Raw genomic sequence first — 15,073 nt, forward strand, 5'->3', positions numbered from 1 at the left:
CCATGAAATACACCGAATATCTCCAGTCGCTTGATCATGATAAGTGCCCGTTCTGTGATCCGGGGCAGCGTGTCTATCGCAAGAATGATGCTGCATATCTCACGTACGCGCTTGCGCCGTATCATCGCCATCATCTACTCATCATACCGAATCGCCACGTGCTCTCTCTGCTCGAAATGAGTGACGAGGAGAGTGCGCAGCTCTGGCACCTCATTAAGGAGGGTATGCAAACGATGCGTAGTCTTGGATATGAGAATCTCTCAGTGCTCGTACGCGAGGGGGAGGTGGGTGCGATTAAGTCTGTTGCGCATCTGCATTACCACATCATCCCGAATCATCGTATTGGTGACCTCGACATCAATGGCGAGGCGCGCAAGATATTAACTGAAGAGGAAGTGGAGGCGATAAGCAATGAGTTGCTTGCCGTCATGCCACAAGATTAAAAATAGCCACAAGGCTGTTTTTTGTTATACTGGACATATGAAAAAGCGAGCAGTTATCGTGACAGGCGGAGGTCGGGGTTTGGGGCGTATTATCGCGGAGCGCCTCGTTGAGAGCCTTAACGTCTTCATCGTCGGCCGTACGGAATCCGATCTAAGAGACACCTGCTCAGCTCTAAAGGCAAAAGGCCATGAAGCAGCATATTTTGTCGGGGATGTTTCTCTGCCTACTACTGCAGACAATGCTATTGCAGCACTCGAGGAACTCGGTTGGGATATTGCTGCGCTTGTCTGTAATGCAGGTATAGGGAAGAGCAGGCCGACCCATGAGCTAGAGAATGCAGAGTGGCAACATATTCTTGATGTAAATCTCAACGGAAGTTTCTATTTCAGTAAAGCAGTATTGCCACTGATGAAAGAGCAGAAGTCGGGAGTACTCTGTTTCATCAGTAGTATCGCAGGAGTGCGAGGATATGCATATGAGGCTGCGTATGCCGCAAGCAAGCATGCAGTTGTTGGCTTAGCAAAAAGTATTGCAGCAGAGTATGGCAAGCATGGTATTGTGTCCGTTGCGCTCTGTCCGAATTTCATTGACGGTGAGATGACGGAGCGCACGATAAATGGACTCGCGCAGCGACGTGGCATAACTGCACAGGAAGCGAGGGAAGTCATCGAGCAAGCGAATCCACAGAAGCGCATCATTCCACCGGAGGAAGTTGCGGAAATGGTCGCCAATATTTGTACGAATAAAGTTCCATTGCTAAGTGGCACTGCGATAGTTATGGGAGGTGGAGGAGAACTATGAACAAACAAAAAACAATTGACACCCTGATTGCGTGGCTCGCAGAAAAAATTCCCGCAGGTGGCGGGATTCTTGTGCCAGTGAGCGGAGGCTCTGATAGCGCACTGAGTTTTTGGTTGAGCGCTCAGAAGTTAAAGGCACAGACGAAGGCAGTGTATATTGGCGAGAACCTGCGAAATAAAGAATGGTTTGATATGCTCGGAGCTGTCTCACTCGATACTGTTGATTTTGGGAAGAATAATCCTGAGGTGGGGAGATGGGCATATTTCCTCACACTCTGCCTCGAAGAGAATCGCGTGCTCGTCGGCTCTCGTAATCGCACCGAGATGTACTTGGGGACCTTTAGCAATGCGAGCCGCGTTTCCGCGCTGCTTCCACTTGCGGGTCTGTGGAAGAGCGAAGTGATGGAGCTCTGCAAATATGTTGGTGTGCCTGAAGATATTATTATATCGAGCAACCGTGCAGATCCTGAATGTGGACGCCCTGAAACGATGGCGGATATTTCACATGATGTCGTGGACCGATTCTTGCAGACAAAACTCGGGCTTCCTGTGGGTGAGGGACTCTGTGAACCTACCGAAGCACAGCGCGCATATCTTGAGACGGTATATATGCAGAATCGACATAAGGCGCAGCTTCCATTCATAGGTCCCGAGGCAATATAGTGCTTGAGCGAGTTGAAATCAAAAACAGCCAAGAGGCTGTTTTTGATTTAGAATACGCAATATGCGCGGGCGACACCTGCAGGCGTCGGAGTACGATAGGTGAGGTGTGGGTATATCGTAGTTTCTGTCGAAAAATAGATGGTATAGAGCGATGTCGTCGAGCAACCCGCATTTGCGTCAACCGGTGTCGGATCATAGGCATAGTAGAACGAGCCAGTGTTGATCGGATCAATCGGCAATTTGGGGATGTAGCTCTTGAGCTCATTCTCAAGAATATTCCACCCTAGTGTTGGTTCATGACTGCGCACTCGGTTGCTGCCGTCTGCGGTTGTGGTCGTTGGATACTTTGCGTTGGTGTCGAAGTAGAGTTCAAGCGCTCTTTGGAACTGGTTTATATCGCTGATACGTCGTGCGTCTCTCGACTTTGCACGTGCAGTAGATAGCGAGGCAAGTACAACGCTCGAGAGGAGAGCAATGATTGCAATAACCACAAGAAGTTCGATGAGGGTGAAGCCTTTCTGCTGTTTCATGTATAAAGTATAGCATGGAGAAGAGTGCATCTGGAAAGAAGATGGGGAAAGAAAAACAGCCGAGAGGCTGTTTATTTATTGAAACGATAGATAATGAATATACCCGTAAAGACGACTGCAGCTCCGATAAGCGTTGGGAGATTCACTTTGCTCTTAAAGAAAAGATAGCTAAATAGTGCAATGAAGATGGGGTAGGAGATTTCGATCAGGCCTGCGAGTGTTGCGCTCTTTGCAGTGATGGAATAACCAATGAAGAGTTCGGCGATAAGGAGGGAAATGATGCCTCCTGCAACATAGCCTAATAGCTGACGAGAAGAGGCAATTTGCTTTATATCCTCGACAAAATTGCCCGAGGAGAGCGATAAGATGGTTGTGATTGCAAAGACTACAAAAGAGGCGAGTGCGAGTGAGGTGAGCACCGAGATCTTCTTGTAAGCCTGCTCATTGAATACATACGTAATACCCCAGAAAGTCGATGCGCCCAGCGCGTAATATAGCCACATAAGTATATTCTAACATGGGGAAGAAAGTCGAAAGTAAAAAATGAATAATTATACAAGAGTCTAGTAATCTTATTATATTTGTGATATAACAGGACAGTTCAAATAGAATTTAAAGGCAGGAACTGCTTAGATAATTGAATATTACGGGATCGTCTAAAGGTAAGAATAGCCCTATGGGCACCAGGTATTCTTGCCCGATAGAGAGTCGCCACCGCGACCCTGATCAACTCACGCCTTCGCAGGCTCAGTCGTTCACGGGTAGGAAAGAGGCCGGCCTCCGTCCGGCTCTCCGTAAGTATTGAATTGTTTTTAAATATAGTATTACGGGATCGTCTAAAGGTAGGACAGAGGCCTTTGAAGCCTTTAATCTTGGTTCGATTCCAAGTCCCGTAGCAATGGCCAAAAAGAACGCGAAAGCGTTCTTTTTGTTTGCCATTGCTAACGGGACTTGGAATCGAACGGAGAGGGGTCGGGAGAGGAATACCTCTCCTGTGCAGGAAAGCAGGAGTCTTGTAGGCTCCGTCGAGAACCGTGGGTTCTTGAAGAGCTTTGCTGTGCGAGGCTCCTCTGGAGTGCGCACGCAAAGCGAGTGAGATATCCAAGCCCCATAGCAGTTTGAAGAAATTTCTGTTTCGGAACACGGCACATCAATGTAACACATTGATTAGTACAATTTTTACACTATGTGATACTATATGTGTATTTATGTAACTAATAATGAATTAAGTAATATGCAGCAAAAACAAGAATTCGCTTTGCGTAAACTAGAGGAAGAAATTTCCGCTAAGATCCTATCCGTTTCGCAGCAAGTCCGAACCGCAAGAACAGCTGAACAGTTTTTTGATTTGACATGCGAGCTCTATGCAGTGGTTGAAAAGATGAAAAATGAGAATCTGCTCTGGGTCGGTAATAAAACAAATTACCCAGTTCTGTTTTTGAGTGCGGTATTGAGAAATGAGACGATTCAGAGAGAGTTGATAAGGGTTACTGAGGAGGAAGAAGGAATATATGATCAAGCCATCATCTCAAATACAAATCTTGAGTCCAAGCTATTAATACGAACATCATTACTGTTAGCATTCATGCCAATAGCAGTTGGGTTAGAATCTCTAGAGGAGGTGAATATAGTTTTCTATAGAAAGGTTATAAATGATGCACTTAAGGAGGCCATCAGAAATTCGCAATCAAATATTTCTATAATTAGCGTCTGCTTTAAGATTGAAGGTATTATAAAGACAAAAGATTATTTTCATGGAACATCTTCATTACTAATAGATGTTGGCGCTTTGTTCGAAGTATTAAAACTGTCAAGAATTTTATGTGGGATATCGTCCGCGGCAATGCCAGTTACGCAAATATTGGCAGCACAGTTTTCCAAGTCAAATGAAAAAATTCTGTCATTTGAACTAAATTTGTCCGAAATCCTTTCAAGTGTTTATAGTTCAATTTTCAAAGTTAGTCGCAGTATTGAATATTATATAAACACTCCTGTTGACGAAAGCTCAATTCGTGAAGTTGGAAGGTATAGTGATTTGTATCAAACTTCAAACGAAAAAAACCTAATTTTCTTTCTGGAAAAGATCTCTTCAGATTTTAACTTCCAAGAGGGTAGGAGATTTTATGAAGTAATGATCTCAAAAATTAGTTCAGCCGATTCTCTTCGACTTGAGTTGGTGGATTTTGCAACAAAACACCTTAGCGGATTCCGCGGTGATATAAGCGAGGATCATGGTGAGTGGTCGAATAAGGTATTTATTACTTCCCTTAGACTTCTATCAGTTCTGTCTGTGATAAATTTAGCAAAAGATTCGAGATGGAAAGTGTCTACGTCGGTTAGGGAGTATGTAAGATGGCTTGAGGAAGTTCATGGAATAATTAACAAATATTCTCTTGAGGATGACTGGTCTGCTATTTCTGATTTTGTTGATGATGAAACGTCTGAGATTGAATGGAAGTCAACATTTTTTACACCAACAGAGCAAATGTATTCTTCTAAAGAATCAGATTCTTTAGTTAGTAGAAGTATATTTGGCAAAATATCAAAAACAGTATTGGGGATGATGAATACTTCAGGCGGAACTATTCTCGTTGGACTTGTAGAAAACCCGAAATTAATCATACGAGCTGATATTTCCGAGAAGTTAATATGCAAAAATGGAAAAACATTTTATGATGTCGGTTATGAACTAAGTCAGATTGGTAGGTCTCTTGATAGTGTTAGGCTTCAAATGCTTGAAAATTTGAAGAATATGACGGATGAGTCATCGGAAAAATTTAATGATCTTTTCACATTTATTCCTTTGCAAATTAAGTCGGGAGGCGCTTCGGTTACAATTGTAAAAATTCAGATTAAAAAAGGGGCTAGAAAGTTCTATTCAGTTAAAAAAGAAAATAATTCAGTTTGGATTTCTCTAGCAATGCGTGCTATGGGGCAGACGATAGATGTAGATGTCAGGGATTACCTTCCTGAAGGAGATATAGAAAAGGCTCAGGATTAAATATTTATTATATTCGTGTTACAATTCGAAGCAATATGGCGATGATAAAATGCACAGAATGCGGAAGGGATATTTCAGACCAGGCGTCTACTTGTCCAGCTTGCGGCATACAACTAAAGGAGATCGCAGTAGAGACGACTAAACCTGTGACAATAGAGTTGACTAGTAAGAAGTGGAAGGTGATAAAGCTTTTTGCATGGCCAGCAGTGATTCTTGGTTTCCTTTGGTATATATCAGGAATGCAACAACCTGTACCCCCAACTTCTTCAGGGGTTGGTGCAATGTTCCTCTTTTTTGGAATAATCGGATTAATAGTTGCAAAGCTTGGAGCTTGGTGGACAAATAAATAATTTCTTATGAAAACCCGCATTACCCTCATCTCCGCATTACTCCTCCTTCCAATGATTGCCTCAGCATTCACGCTTTCCGACGTGCAGAACTCTGACTTCTGGCCGGGATTCTGGCAGGGACTTACCTTACCATTCCGTCTCTTCTTGCGCTTCTTCATGCATGATCTCGTTATCTTCGAGCCCGCACGCGCTATCTGGTGGTACCACGTCGGATTCCTCGTAGGAGTCTTCGCAATCTTCACCGGAGGACATCATTCAGCAAAATAAAACATCGGCCACTAGTGGCCGATGTGTTTTGTTATTGCCGTGAGCTCACGGCCGCCGCGCATTCGTAGATGCGCATTTCATGCGGGGAAAGAGCGAAATCGTCGAGTGTGAGGCCAAGGTGTCCGAGCATTCTTGCTGTCTCTTTCTTGAGACCTCGTCCGAGATTTTCTTTCACGTAATGTTCGATGATGGAAGGCTGGATGGGGAGGACTCCGAGGTTGGTAAATGCGTGAACCTCGGATTCCTCGATTCTGTTGCGGGACACGTGTCTTTCGAGGATATACTGCGCTTCTTCCTTGGTGAGTTCACGTCCGAGGTGGGCAGCATAGAGTTGTGCGTAGCGCAGTGACCCTGTCCCCACGGCCCAGACGAGGAGTTCTTTGTGGAAGCAGCGAGCTTCATTCCCAGAGTAGCGCTCAGCGAGGGTAATTATGCTCGCCCAATGCTTCCTCATGGAATCCTTGATGATCGTTCTTGCGATCTGCTCCATCTGTTGGGCAGGAAGTTTCAACTCGAAGATGCGCTTGATCGCGAATTCGAAATTAAGCTTTGCGAGTCCAAGCATGAACATCGTCAGTATCGTGGTGAACACGAGATTCTCCTTGTGGTTATCGTCTGGTCTCTTTATACAATATTCAAATATGATTGTCAAATATACTTTTTCGAGCCCACAAATATAAAACACCCCTCAGGGTGTTTTATTATTCCGCGATTGTATATTGCTTATGTAGCGTAATCGGTAATCCCGCAGCCTTTGCTTTATCAATCGTGTCTTGTGTTCCTGAACTCGCATTCACCTGGAATGCATAGACTTCATCGGCAACCTTCACTTCACCGTCATGGCGAAGGTTATAGTGCTCCTGTGTAATTTCTCCATCCTCAGGGAGTGCATGCACATGCTCGGGCTTTGCGCGACGCAAAAGCTTGAGGCAAGTGGCAAGTTCATCAATTGATTCTTGTGTCACTGGCGCATGGCACCAATTCTCGCGATAGTCACGAATGTAGTTCTTGAGATTCGTGGGCAAGAATACTTGTAGCCTTTCGCCTGAAGGATCATACTCCATCGCTTCCGTCATGGCGAAATAATCAACACCCGTTGCTCCGCCAGTGATGATGCCATCACCGCGTTCGAGTACTTCTTTGGCTGCATTACGAACATCCTCCTCAACCTGCTTATTGGTAAGTCTCCAAGTTCCCGTAAATAGTATCCAATGCATATATTCAATATACATGGTATGAGATAAAGCGCAAAATACAATTTTGTTGTATGAGTTGCAAAACTGTGCGATGATTGTCCTATGTTTACTATCGAATTCCTGCGTCATTACCGTGTGCTTGGTTACGCCGTATTTGACCTCACCGTGTCATTCCTCGGTATGGCGCTCCTCGCACCCTTACTTTCGCGTATTATGCGCAAGCTTGGCTTTATCGTTCCTATGGTGAACTGGGTCTGGATGACGCTGCCGATTGGCATCCTTACGCATCTCATTGTTGGCAGGATGACCCCGATGACCGTACAATTTTTGAATCCAAATGGTGACTACGTGCTCAAAGCGATTGTCTTTGTTATGTTTGTCCTTGGGCTTGTGGGTATCAGGCGCGCAAAGCCTGTGATGCGATAAAAGTGCGGTATTGTGCGTACTACATATACAACATGACCACTCCAATAGATTGCACACTGAACTCTGACGAGGAGCTCGTCACACTTGCACTCCAGAACTCGGATTGGTTTTTCTGTCTCGCAAAGCGCTATGAGGAAAAGCTTGCGCGTTATATTGCGCGCATTTCAGGTGGTCACAAAGAAGATGTCGAAGACACACTGCAAGATGTTTTTGTGAAAACATATCAAAACTTGAACAGTTTTGATACACGACTCAAATTCTCTTCATGGATCTATCGCATTGCGCACAATGAATCAATAAGCGCAATGCGCAAGCGTTCCGTGCGTCCCGTGGTGCACCTCGAGGATGAAGACATGCAGAAGTTCGCTGGAACACTCGATATTGAGAAGGATATCAATAATATCTTCGATAGAGAGATCATCAACAGCATCTTGGCACTTATGGATCAGAAGTATGCTGAAGTACTCACACTTCGTTATCTCGAAGAGAAGGATTACATCGAGATAGCCGATATTCTCCAGAAGCCGATAAGTACGGTGGGGAATCTCATTAGCCGCGGAAAGAAGTTGTTTAAGGTCGAATATGAAAATATAACTAACGAAAAACATGGATAAGGATATTGCAAAGAGCGCAATGGAGCGCATAAAGAAACTCGGCATCACTCCTGAGTCAAAGGCCACGGTTATGCTCCGCAGACTCAAGTTTTGGGCACCGACAATGATTGCAGGAGCTCTTGCTGCGGTTGCAATAGCTGCAATCTATTTTAATTTAGATGGGAATGATTGGGATCTTTTTCCAAGGCTTGGCTTCGGATTCATACTGCACTCAGTGCCATATTTCTGGATTGTAGCCTTCGTTATCCTGGTAGTGCTTGGCGACTTCTACTACGGGAAGACCGAGGTTGGCTATCGTTACAGTTTCGTACGTATTGCGGGGATATTCATACTCGTCACGATGCTCTTCGGTAGCCTCCTCATGTATATGGGTGCGGGCCGTATTTTCCAACGCTCTATTCGTGGAGGAGGTGGAGTGCTCCAGAATATGATGTTCCAGCAGACTGAAGTCTGGTCACATCCTGAGCAGGGGTTACTCGCAGGGACGATACGTTCTGTTGCTGCAACAAGTTTTGAACTTACAGATTTTGAAAATAAAGTTTGGGCTATTGATATGACTAATGCGTTGGTGCGCAGTAGGGTACAGCTTGTGCCGGGGACATTGGTAAAGATTATTGGGCAAGCGGCTGGTGATCAATTTATAGCCAGTGAAGTCCGTCCGTGGATGGGTCAGGGAATGATGAATGGTAGCGGGGTTCACGGAGGTATGTTTGGTGGTGCAGTAGGTGGCGCAGGGAGGAAGGGGATGATGCGATAAATTTGTTTTTGATGCGTATTAATAGGTGAAGGCCTTAATTAATATAACTTCAATTACAATGAACAAGAAGATCATTACTGCAGGAGTTGCCACGCTTATCTTGGCAGCAGCTGCATCAACTGCATTTGCTTATCAGGGTGACGCTACAAAGCGTGGTCCTAATTACTCGCCAGAGCGCCACACTGCAATGACCGCAGCAATCACAAGCGGTAATTACGACGCTTGGAAGCAGCTCCATACTGCAGGTACTCGCGTATCAACAGTTATTACCAAGGACAACTTCCCAAAGTTCGTAGAGATGTGGAAGCTTGAGCAGGCAGGAAAGACTGCAGAGGCTAAGGTCATCAGGCAGCAGCTCGGTCTTGGTATGGGCGCAGGCATGGCAAATGGCCGTGGTCAAGGAATGGGTCGCGGAATGCATCGTGGTTTCTAGGCAAATTAACACCCCATAAAGAACATACATAACGTATGTTCTTTGTTGTTTACAGATTTAGTTCTTTGGTGTATCATTCAAATGTACATTTGAATGTAATTTGCACGGTAATGGCAAATATTCAGGCAGTTATTAATATTTGAGCTATATGGCAAAGAAAGAGACCAAAGACACAAAGTTCTATGTGGGGATTGGTATAACCCTTCTACTTCTTATTGCATTGTTCGTGTTTTTCCCAACACAGCGAATGCAATTGTCGGGCAGTGAATTCATGCAGACGTTTAGTAAGACAAGCGATGCGGTCTTGCTTGATGTGCGCACGCCGACTGAGTTCGCTGCAGGACACATTGATCAAGCGATCAACGTCGACTACGAGGATGCAACATTTGAGTCCGAGATCAAGAAACTTGATCCCTCGAAGACATATTTTGTTTACTGTCGCTCTGGTAACAGGTCGGGAAAGTCCATCACTATTATGAGAGCAAATGGATTTCAGCATATTTACGAACTTGCAGGAGGAGTCGTAAGTAGTAAAGATTCGATAAAATTGATTCCTTTGAGTATTTAAGGTTAGTTATTAAGAAAAATACAAACAACAATATGTTATATACAAACTTGCATCATATTACGAGCGTTGCGGAGTACCAGAAGGTATTGAGCGAGAACGAGAACGTTATGATTATCTGTGGACGCATGGGTCCTATGTGTATTCCTGTCTATGGCATCGCCGAGGAGCTCGAGCAGCAGTTCACTCATGTGAAATTCTGTGACTTCGAATTCGATACTCCCGCAGCGGATGTTATTCGTGATCTTCCTGAGGTGCAGGGCTTCATGGGTATTCCATTCACGATCTATTACAAGAATGGCAAGGTGGTTAAGGCAACTTCAAGCATCCAGACGAAGGGTCAGGTAACCGCAATCCTCGAAAAGGAGTTCGGCACAAAGTAGTACTTGTGAAGACTATGGAAAATCATTATGACACTATAATTTTGGGAGGCGGACCTGCGGGGCTTACTGCAGGAATCTATCTCTCAAGGGCAAAGCTAAAGACGCTCATTATTAATGAGGGTACTATTGGTGGGCAAATGATTTTGACGCATGAAATCGCAAACTATCCCGGAGTGGAAAAGACGAGCGGATATCTGCTTGCCCGGACAATGCAGAAGCAGGCGGAATCATTCGGCAGCACAATACTTTCGAACAAAACTGTTCGAAGTTTTGTGCTTGATGGTGCACTAAAAGAAGTAATGCTTGATGACGGTATGCGATATACCGCACAAAGTATTATCTTTGCGCAAGGCGGGAGATCGCGAACTCTTGGAGTTCCAGGCGAAGAAGAATTGAAGGGTAAGGGAATATCATACTGCGCTACATGTGATGGCGATTTCTTTACCGGCAAAGAAATCATTGTGGTCGGCGGAGGGAATTCAGCGCTCGAGGAAGCGGTCTCATTGACGAAGTATGCCAAGAAGGTGACCATTGTGCATAAGCTCGGACAGTTCGATGCACACAAGCATGCGATAGAGGAGGCAGAACAGCATCCAAAGGTTGATTTTCTCATGAAGTCTGCAGTAGTCGCCTTTCATGGGGCAGAGAAGCTTGAAAGTGTTGATATAAAAAATTTGGAAACGAATGAGGTGGTCAATAGAAAAACTGATGGAGTATTCATATTCATCGGCTATATACCAAATACTGAGACACTCATGGGTGTGCTTGATTTGAACCAGGCAGGTGAGATAATGGTTGGAGCGGAGATGGAGACAAGTTTGCCCGGAGTGTTTGCAGCAGGAGATAGTACACAAAAGCGCTATCGCCAGATTACTACAGCAGTCGCTGATGGTACGATTGCTGCACTTGCTGCTGCTGACTATGTCGAACGCATCAAATAATTATTCGATAACATTGTTATCATGAATTTCTCAAAAAATGTCGGAAAGTGGGATAAGAAAGTGCGCATCGTACTTGCAGTAGTATTTGGCTTAGTTGCTTTTTACTGGGTCTCTGGGGCATTCGCAGTGCTCTTTTGGGCTCTTGCAGCAGTAATGCTCATTACCGCTATTACAGGCTTTTGTGGGCTCTATAAGCTCATTGGAGTGAGTACGTTTGTACCAGAGGAAAAATGTCCTGCAGTCCCTGTACGCATTGCATTTGTAGTCTTTGTGCTTGCGCTGCTCACGGTGGGCGGCTACTATAGCAATTTCTTTACGAAGAAGTTCTATCTTGAGGATTTCAATCGTATGAATAATTTCTACAAGCAGACGCTTTTCTTTACGGGGCAAGAGAAACGCGCTGAGGCGGTAGAGAATTACCAGAAGCTGATAATGGCATACGCACCTTTCAGCGCGAAATATCAGTCGTACCATCCTTATGCATTGCGTGGTGATGGACAGCTCAATAGTGACCTCATTAGGGTGGGGCAAATCATTGCGTCGGTGAACGATAAGGTGAATACTGGTGATCTTAAGGCAGCACATACTGATCTGGAGCAAGTGCGTCCAGTATTCCAAGAAATCTTTAAGCGCAATAACTTCTCTATGCTTGCAGTAACGCTTGTGGATTTCCATGATGCGATGGAGAAGATACTGACTCCTGCGACGGAAAAGAATATAGAGGGTACGCTTGCGGTCTACGGGGAGGTAAGCGAAAAACTCAAAGCCGTTGAGGCTGAAGCGAATGATACAGAGATTCAATCGATTCGCCTAAGACTCGATGAGCTCTATCTTCTTGCACAGAAGGGAGAAGCAGCAAAGCTTCCTGAAAAGGGCAATGAGCTTAAGTCAGCATTTGTAAAAGTGTATCTCGTGCGTGGATAGTGCTAAAGGAAAACACCCGAGTGTGGTATCGCGGGTGTTTTTTGTTGTCTCGTGCTCGTGTTATGCTTTATTAATGAGTTTAGGTACGATCCTTATTCTTATTGTGCTTGCTGGCTACGTCAGTAACTGGCTGAACTGGCGCTATCTTAATTACCGCCTCACGCACTACCTCTATTATATTGGGGCTTTTGTGCATGAGTCATCACATGCACTTTTGTGCTTGTTAACCTTTGCAAAAATCGAAGAGTTCGTTGTGTTCTCTGAGCAGCCCCACGTTGCGTATCATAAATCAAAGATTCCGTTCATTGGGAATATGCTCATTTCCTCAGCACCGGTCTTTGGTGGATTACTTTTCCTCTTTTTGCTCAATCATTTTGTTTTTGGAAGTTTTTTCACGCCGGTCGTTCCTGACGCAGACACTCGCAGCATATTGATGGCACCACTCTCGCTTTTGCTACAACTCGACGTCTTCCACTGGCAGAGCTATGCCATGTTGCTCCTGTTGTTAAACGTTGGTGCTATGATCGGTCCATCTATTCAGGACATGAAGAATATGTGGTTCTTGCTTATTCTACTCTTTTTTGTCGAGATTCCTGAGTTTATGACCTTTGGGCTTGTTGCCCTCGGTCTCATTCTTGCAAATATTCTGCTGCAGATTTTACTTATCTTCACTATTTGGTTTGGAGGGAGATGTATCGCACGTATCAGGGGCTAGTGTTATAATCACTCTATACGCTATGAAAAAGCCAATTCCTGCACGTTATTTGCTCGTTGTGCGTCTCTTCATTGGACTACTTTTGGGTATCCTCGCATATCTTGCGCTTATTCTTGCTGCGCAGTACCACTATATCGCGCGCGAACAAATGGTGCATGGCAAGCGGATGCAGATATCGAATTTCCGCAGACAGCACGCTCTTACTGTTGAGGATATTTCACTTATTGAGCCTTGGATGACATTTGATTACATTGCTACGGTATTTCGAATTCCGTCTAGTTATATCAAGACGACACTCAATATCGCCGATCCAAGATTTCCTCGAATCACGCTTCATAGATATGCAAAGATCAACAGGCTCAGCGAGCGTGAGTTTACGCTTGCTGTTATCGATACTGTAGGGAAGTATTTTGTGGAAACGAGTACGGAAGCTAAGGAATAGAAACAATGGATTACGTACTCTCCATACTACTTTCTTACCTGCTGCTTTACAAATATGTGACGTTATTCATCGTCATGTATGTTGCAGGTTTGCTTATCCCATTTCCTATTAACACGCTGGTATTTGCGGCCGGCGTATTTGCAAGCCAAGGATTTTTGAATCTTTGGGCTTCCTTTGGGGTTGCAATATTGGGTAATGTACTTGGGGATTACACTGGTTATATGCTTACTGCGATATGGAAGCACCGCTACATCAAGCGCAGTCATCTCGAAAAGATCCCTTATCTCCCAAAGCTTGAGGCCTATCTCCGGGAGTATGCGGGGCTCACGGTCTTTTTCTCGCGCTTCCTTGGTATTGCAGGGTGTACGGTGAACTTCCTCTCGGGGCTTGCAGGTGTCCCTATGAAGCGTTTTCTTACGTTCGATATACTCGGCAATGCATTTTCCGCAGGTATCTTCCTCTTTGGAGGTTATATACTCGGAACATTCACTGAGACATTCTCCGATAGCATGAGTCTCATTGGTCTCATGATTTCGCTCACATTTATTATCATTGTTGTGCTTAAATCAATACAGAGGAAGTAATTAATTACAAGTCAGTAGTGAAATAGGGTATAATTACAGAATAATCATTAAGGCTCATTCGAGTGCCTAAAAATAATATGATGATGAATAGACGTGCGGTATATGTATCTCTCATAGTGCTTGTGCTTGGAATCCTCATTTTCTCTTGGTACAAAAATACAAATAACGTGGAGGAGACATTACCGCCTCCTGTTGTTGATGCTGGGACAAATGTTAACCTTGGCCTAGACATACGAAATGGTACGTATGTTTTTGATGGAAGGCCAGTGAAACTTGTACAGGGTACGATGAGTGAGCAAGTTGCTCCAGGTTCAGCATCTTTCATTACGACGAAGTTTTTTGGCAATGAAACTTATGCCGACTTGAACAATGATGGAAAACAAGATGCTGTATTTTTCCTTACACAAGAACAAGGGGGATCGGGAACATTCTACTATGTTGCGGTAGCACTTGCGGCAAGAGATGGCCTGAGAGGTTCAGAAGCGTACTTCGTTGGTGATCGTATCGCTCCACAGTCTATTACAGTAAATGAACGTGGGATTATCCTCGTGAATTACGCAGATCGAGGCAAGGGGCAGTCATTTGCTGAGGCTCCAACGGAAGGAAAGACTCTTCGCCTCAAACTTGATATTGAGTCTATGCGATTTGGTGTCGTAGCGGATATTCCTGGAGAGGCTGATCCTGCACGCATGACGCTCGGCATGAAGACATGGAAGTGGCAGTCATCAGAGCTGAGTGATAAGACTCTGGTCACCCCAAAGCAAATGGACCGATTCTCTTTAGCATTTACCGCTAAGAATCAGGTTACTGTGGGCACTGATTGCAATAGGGTTGGTGGTGAATACGTTGCGAGCGATGGCAAGATTACGTTCAATCAGCTTGTTTCTACAGAGATGTTTTGCGAAAACTCTCAGGAATCAACTTTTACGAAAGAGCTTACGGAGGTTACGAATTATCTGTTTACCGATAGAGGGGAGTTACGACTTATGTTAAAGAATAATGGTGGAACGATGATCTTTAAATAATAAAAATGCCCAT

General features: G+C 44.6%; 22 protein-coding genes and 1 tRNA gene. 19 read left to right on the forward strand and 4 right to left on the reverse strand.

Going from position 1 to position 15,073, the window contains the following annotated elements; all coding sequences use genetic code 11:
- The first annotated feature begins 2 nt into the window (after positions 1 to 2).
- From VJ579_00290 to VJ579_00300, 3 genes are read left to right on the forward strand one after another with little or no spacing between them, the layout of a single operon-like run.
- The gene (locus VJ579_00290; GenBank protein ID HXK37496.1) at positions 3 to 443 is read left to right on the forward strand and encodes an HIT family protein; all 441 of its coding nucleotides are present in this window, start codon (positions 3 to 5) and stop codon (positions 441 to 443) included.
- A 37-nt stretch (positions 444 to 480) separates the two neighbouring features.
- The gene (locus VJ579_00295) at positions 481 to 1,245 is read left to right on the forward strand and encodes an SDR family oxidoreductase (GenBank protein ID HXK37497.1); all 765 of its coding nucleotides are present in this window, start codon (positions 481 to 483) and stop codon (positions 1,243 to 1,245) included.
- Entirely contained in the window at positions 1,242 to 1,907 is a 666-nt protein-coding gene (locus tag VJ579_00300; protein HXK37498.1) for a hypothetical protein, read from the forward strand. The genes VJ579_00295 and VJ579_00300 overlap by 4 nt, the downstream gene beginning before the upstream one ends.
- Positions 1,908 to 1,954: 47 nt before the next feature.
- Here the strand turns inward: VJ579_00300 and VJ579_00305 are convergent, their stop codons facing one another.
- Positions 1,955 to 2,437 carry a type II secretion system protein gene (locus VJ579_00305; GenBank protein ID HXK37499.1) on the reverse strand — a complete coding sequence of 161 codons (483 nt, stop codon included), beginning with the start codon at positions 2,435 to 2,437 and terminating at the stop codon, positions 1,955 to 1,957.
- Between the two features lie 71 nt (positions 2,438 to 2,508).
- Positions 2,509 to 2,940, reverse strand: coding sequence for a DMT family transporter (locus VJ579_00310; protein ID HXK37500.1), 432 nt, complete (start codon positions 2,938 to 2,940; stop codon positions 2,509 to 2,511).
- Between the two features lie 322 nt (positions 2,941 to 3,262).
- Between VJ579_00310 and VJ579_00315 the strand changes: the two genes are divergently transcribed.
- From VJ579_00315 to VJ579_00330, 4 genes are all read left to right on the forward strand, one after another.
- Positions 3,263 to 3,333: transfer RNA gene (locus VJ579_00315), tRNA-Gln, on the forward strand.
- A gap of 338 nt (positions 3,334 to 3,671) precedes the next feature.
- Complete coding sequence (locus VJ579_00320) at positions 3,672 to 5,438, forward strand: hypothetical protein (protein ID HXK37501.1); 1,767 nt, start codon at positions 3,672 to 3,674, stop codon at positions 5,436 to 5,438.
- Positions 5,439 to 5,473: 35 nt separating this feature from the next.
- The gene (locus VJ579_00325; protein ID HXK37502.1) at positions 5,474 to 5,788 is read left to right on the forward strand and encodes a zinc-ribbon domain-containing protein; all 315 of its coding nucleotides are present in this window, start codon (positions 5,474 to 5,476) and stop codon (positions 5,786 to 5,788) included.
- Between the two features lie 6 nt (positions 5,789 to 5,794).
- Positions 5,795 to 6,055, forward strand: a complete 261-nt coding sequence (locus tag VJ579_00330) for a hypothetical protein (GenBank protein ID HXK37503.1) — start codon at positions 5,795 to 5,797, stop codon at positions 6,053 to 6,055.
- 31 nt (positions 6,056 to 6,086) lie between these two features.
- Here the strand turns inward: VJ579_00330 and VJ579_00335 are convergent, their stop codons facing one another.
- Positions 6,087 to 6,647, reverse strand: coding sequence for a hypothetical protein (locus tag VJ579_00335; protein HXK37504.1), 561 nt, complete (start codon positions 6,645 to 6,647; stop codon positions 6,087 to 6,089).
- Between the two features lie 109 nt (positions 6,648 to 6,756).
- Positions 6,757 to 7,272, reverse strand: coding sequence for a hypothetical protein (locus tag VJ579_00340; protein HXK37505.1), 516 nt, complete (start codon positions 7,270 to 7,272; stop codon positions 6,757 to 6,759).
- A gap of 81 nt (positions 7,273 to 7,353) precedes the next feature.
- On the opposite strand from VJ579_00340, the gene VJ579_00345 reads away from it, so the two are divergent.
- The 12 genes from VJ579_00345 (at position 7,354) to VJ579_00400 (ending at position 15,060) form a co-directional block, all read left to right on the forward strand.
- Positions 7,354 to 7,677, forward strand: a complete 324-nt coding sequence (locus tag VJ579_00345) for a hypothetical protein (protein ID HXK37506.1) — start codon at positions 7,354 to 7,356, stop codon at positions 7,675 to 7,677.
- A 32-nt stretch (positions 7,678 to 7,709) separates the two neighbouring features.
- On the forward strand, positions 7,710 to 8,291 hold the full coding sequence (locus tag VJ579_00350) for an RNA polymerase sigma factor (GenBank protein HXK37507.1): 582 nt from the start codon (positions 7,710 to 7,712) through the stop codon (positions 8,289 to 8,291).
- A complete protein-coding gene (locus tag VJ579_00355) occupies positions 8,284 to 9,048 on the forward strand; it encodes a hypothetical protein (protein HXK37508.1) in 765 nt (254 codons plus the stop codon). Before VJ579_00350 ends, VJ579_00355 begins: the two co-directional genes overlap by 8 nt.
- 58 nt (positions 9,049 to 9,106) lie before the next feature.
- Positions 9,107 to 9,481 carry a hypothetical protein gene (locus VJ579_00360; protein ID HXK37509.1) on the forward strand — a complete coding sequence of 125 codons (375 nt, stop codon included), beginning with the start codon at positions 9,107 to 9,109 and terminating at the stop codon, positions 9,479 to 9,481.
- 148 nt (positions 9,482 to 9,629) lie between these two features.
- A complete protein-coding gene (locus VJ579_00365; protein ID HXK37510.1) occupies positions 9,630 to 10,049 on the forward strand; it encodes a rhodanese-like domain-containing protein in 420 nt (139 codons plus the stop codon).
- A 32-nt stretch (positions 10,050 to 10,081) separates the two neighbouring features.
- Positions 10,082 to 10,429 carry a thioredoxin gene (locus VJ579_00370; GenBank protein ID HXK37511.1) on the forward strand — a complete coding sequence of 116 codons (348 nt, stop codon included), beginning with the start codon at positions 10,082 to 10,084 and terminating at the stop codon, positions 10,427 to 10,429.
- A gap of 14 nt (positions 10,430 to 10,443) precedes the next feature.
- Positions 10,444 to 11,370: an FAD-dependent oxidoreductase gene (locus VJ579_00375; protein HXK37512.1), complete on the forward strand. Its 927-nt coding sequence runs from the start codon at positions 10,444 to 10,446 to the stop codon at positions 11,368 to 11,370.
- A 21-nt stretch (positions 11,371 to 11,391) separates the two neighbouring features.
- Positions 11,392 to 12,294, forward strand: coding sequence for a DUF2892 domain-containing protein (locus VJ579_00380; GenBank protein HXK37513.1), 903 nt, complete (start codon positions 11,392 to 11,394; stop codon positions 12,292 to 12,294).
- Between the two features lie 73 nt (positions 12,295 to 12,367).
- Positions 12,368 to 13,009: a hypothetical protein gene (locus VJ579_00385; GenBank protein HXK37514.1), complete on the forward strand. Its 642-nt coding sequence runs from the start codon at positions 12,368 to 12,370 to the stop codon at positions 13,007 to 13,009.
- Between the two features lie 22 nt (positions 13,010 to 13,031).
- On the forward strand, positions 13,032 to 13,451 hold the full coding sequence (locus tag VJ579_00390; GenBank protein ID HXK37515.1) for a hypothetical protein: 420 nt from the start codon (positions 13,032 to 13,034) through the stop codon (positions 13,449 to 13,451).
- A 5-nt stretch (positions 13,452 to 13,456) separates the two neighbouring features.
- Entirely contained in the window at positions 13,457 to 14,035 is a 579-nt protein-coding gene (locus VJ579_00395) for a DedA family protein (GenBank protein ID HXK37516.1), read from the forward strand.
- An 83-nt stretch (positions 14,036 to 14,118) separates the two neighbouring features.
- Entirely contained in the window at positions 14,119 to 15,060 is a 942-nt protein-coding gene (locus VJ579_00400) for an META domain-containing protein (GenBank protein HXK37517.1), read from the forward strand.
- Positions 15,061 to 15,073 lie beyond the last annotated feature (13 nt).

This window comes from Candidatus Paceibacterota bacterium (assembly GCA_035583355.1).
Classification (GTDB): Bacteria; Patescibacteriota; Minisyncoccia; order Phycocordibacterales; family UBA6899; genus JAJZQJ01.

Excerpts from the sequence above, each read along its gene's own strand:
- VJ579_00290 (HXK37496.1), top strand. The coding sequence starts at position 3 with ATGAAATACACCGAATATCTCCAGTCGCTTGATCATGATAAGTGCCCG.
- VJ579_00295 (HXK37497.1), top strand. The coding sequence starts at position 481 with ATGAAAAAGCGAGCAGTTATCGTGACAGGCGGAGGTCGGGGTTTGGGG.
- VJ579_00300 (HXK37498.1), top strand. The coding sequence starts at position 1,242 with ATGAACAAACAAAAAACAATTGACACCCTGATTGCGTGGCTCGCAGAA.
- VJ579_00305 (HXK37499.1), bottom strand. The coding sequence starts at position 2,437 with ATGAAACAGCAGAAAGGCTTCACCCTCATCGAACTTCTTGTGGTTATT.
- VJ579_00310 (HXK37500.1), bottom strand. The coding sequence starts at position 2,940 with ATGTGGCTATATTACGCGCTGGGCGCATCGACTTTCTGGGGTATTACG.
- VJ579_00320 (HXK37501.1), top strand. The coding sequence starts at position 3,672 with ATGCAGCAAAAACAAGAATTCGCTTTGCGTAAACTAGAGGAAGAAATT.
- VJ579_00325 (HXK37502.1), top strand. The coding sequence starts at position 5,474 with ATGGCGATGATAAAATGCACAGAATGCGGAAGGGATATTTCAGACCAG.
- VJ579_00330 (HXK37503.1), top strand. The coding sequence starts at position 5,795 with ATGAAAACCCGCATTACCCTCATCTCCGCATTACTCCTCCTTCCAATG.
- VJ579_00340 (HXK37505.1), bottom strand. The coding sequence starts at position 7,272 with ATGCATTGGATACTATTTACGGGAACTTGGAGACTTACCAATAAGCAG.
- VJ579_00345 (HXK37506.1), top strand. The coding sequence starts at position 7,354 with ATGTTTACTATCGAATTCCTGCGTCATTACCGTGTGCTTGGTTACGCC.
- VJ579_00350 (HXK37507.1), top strand. The coding sequence starts at position 7,710 with ATGACCACTCCAATAGATTGCACACTGAACTCTGACGAGGAGCTCGTC.
- VJ579_00355 (HXK37508.1), top strand. The coding sequence starts at position 8,284 with ATGGATAAGGATATTGCAAAGAGCGCAATGGAGCGCATAAAGAAACTC.
- VJ579_00360 (HXK37509.1), top strand. The coding sequence starts at position 9,107 with ATGAACAAGAAGATCATTACTGCAGGAGTTGCCACGCTTATCTTGGCA.
- VJ579_00365 (HXK37510.1), top strand. The coding sequence starts at position 9,630 with ATGGCAAAGAAAGAGACCAAAGACACAAAGTTCTATGTGGGGATTGGT.
- VJ579_00370 (HXK37511.1), top strand. The coding sequence starts at position 10,082 with ATGTTATATACAAACTTGCATCATATTACGAGCGTTGCGGAGTACCAG.
- VJ579_00375 (HXK37512.1), top strand. The coding sequence starts at position 10,444 with ATGGAAAATCATTATGACACTATAATTTTGGGAGGCGGACCTGCGGGG.
- VJ579_00380 (HXK37513.1), top strand. The coding sequence starts at position 11,392 with ATGAATTTCTCAAAAAATGTCGGAAAGTGGGATAAGAAAGTGCGCATC.
- VJ579_00385 (HXK37514.1), top strand. The coding sequence starts at position 12,368 with ATGAGTTTAGGTACGATCCTTATTCTTATTGTGCTTGCTGGCTACGTC.
- VJ579_00390 (HXK37515.1), top strand. The coding sequence starts at position 13,032 with ATGAAAAAGCCAATTCCTGCACGTTATTTGCTCGTTGTGCGTCTCTTC.
- VJ579_00395 (HXK37516.1), top strand. The coding sequence starts at position 13,457 with ATGGATTACGTACTCTCCATACTACTTTCTTACCTGCTGCTTTACAAA.
- VJ579_00400 (HXK37517.1), top strand. The coding sequence starts at position 14,119 with ATGAATAGACGTGCGGTATATGTATCTCTCATAGTGCTTGTGCTTGGA.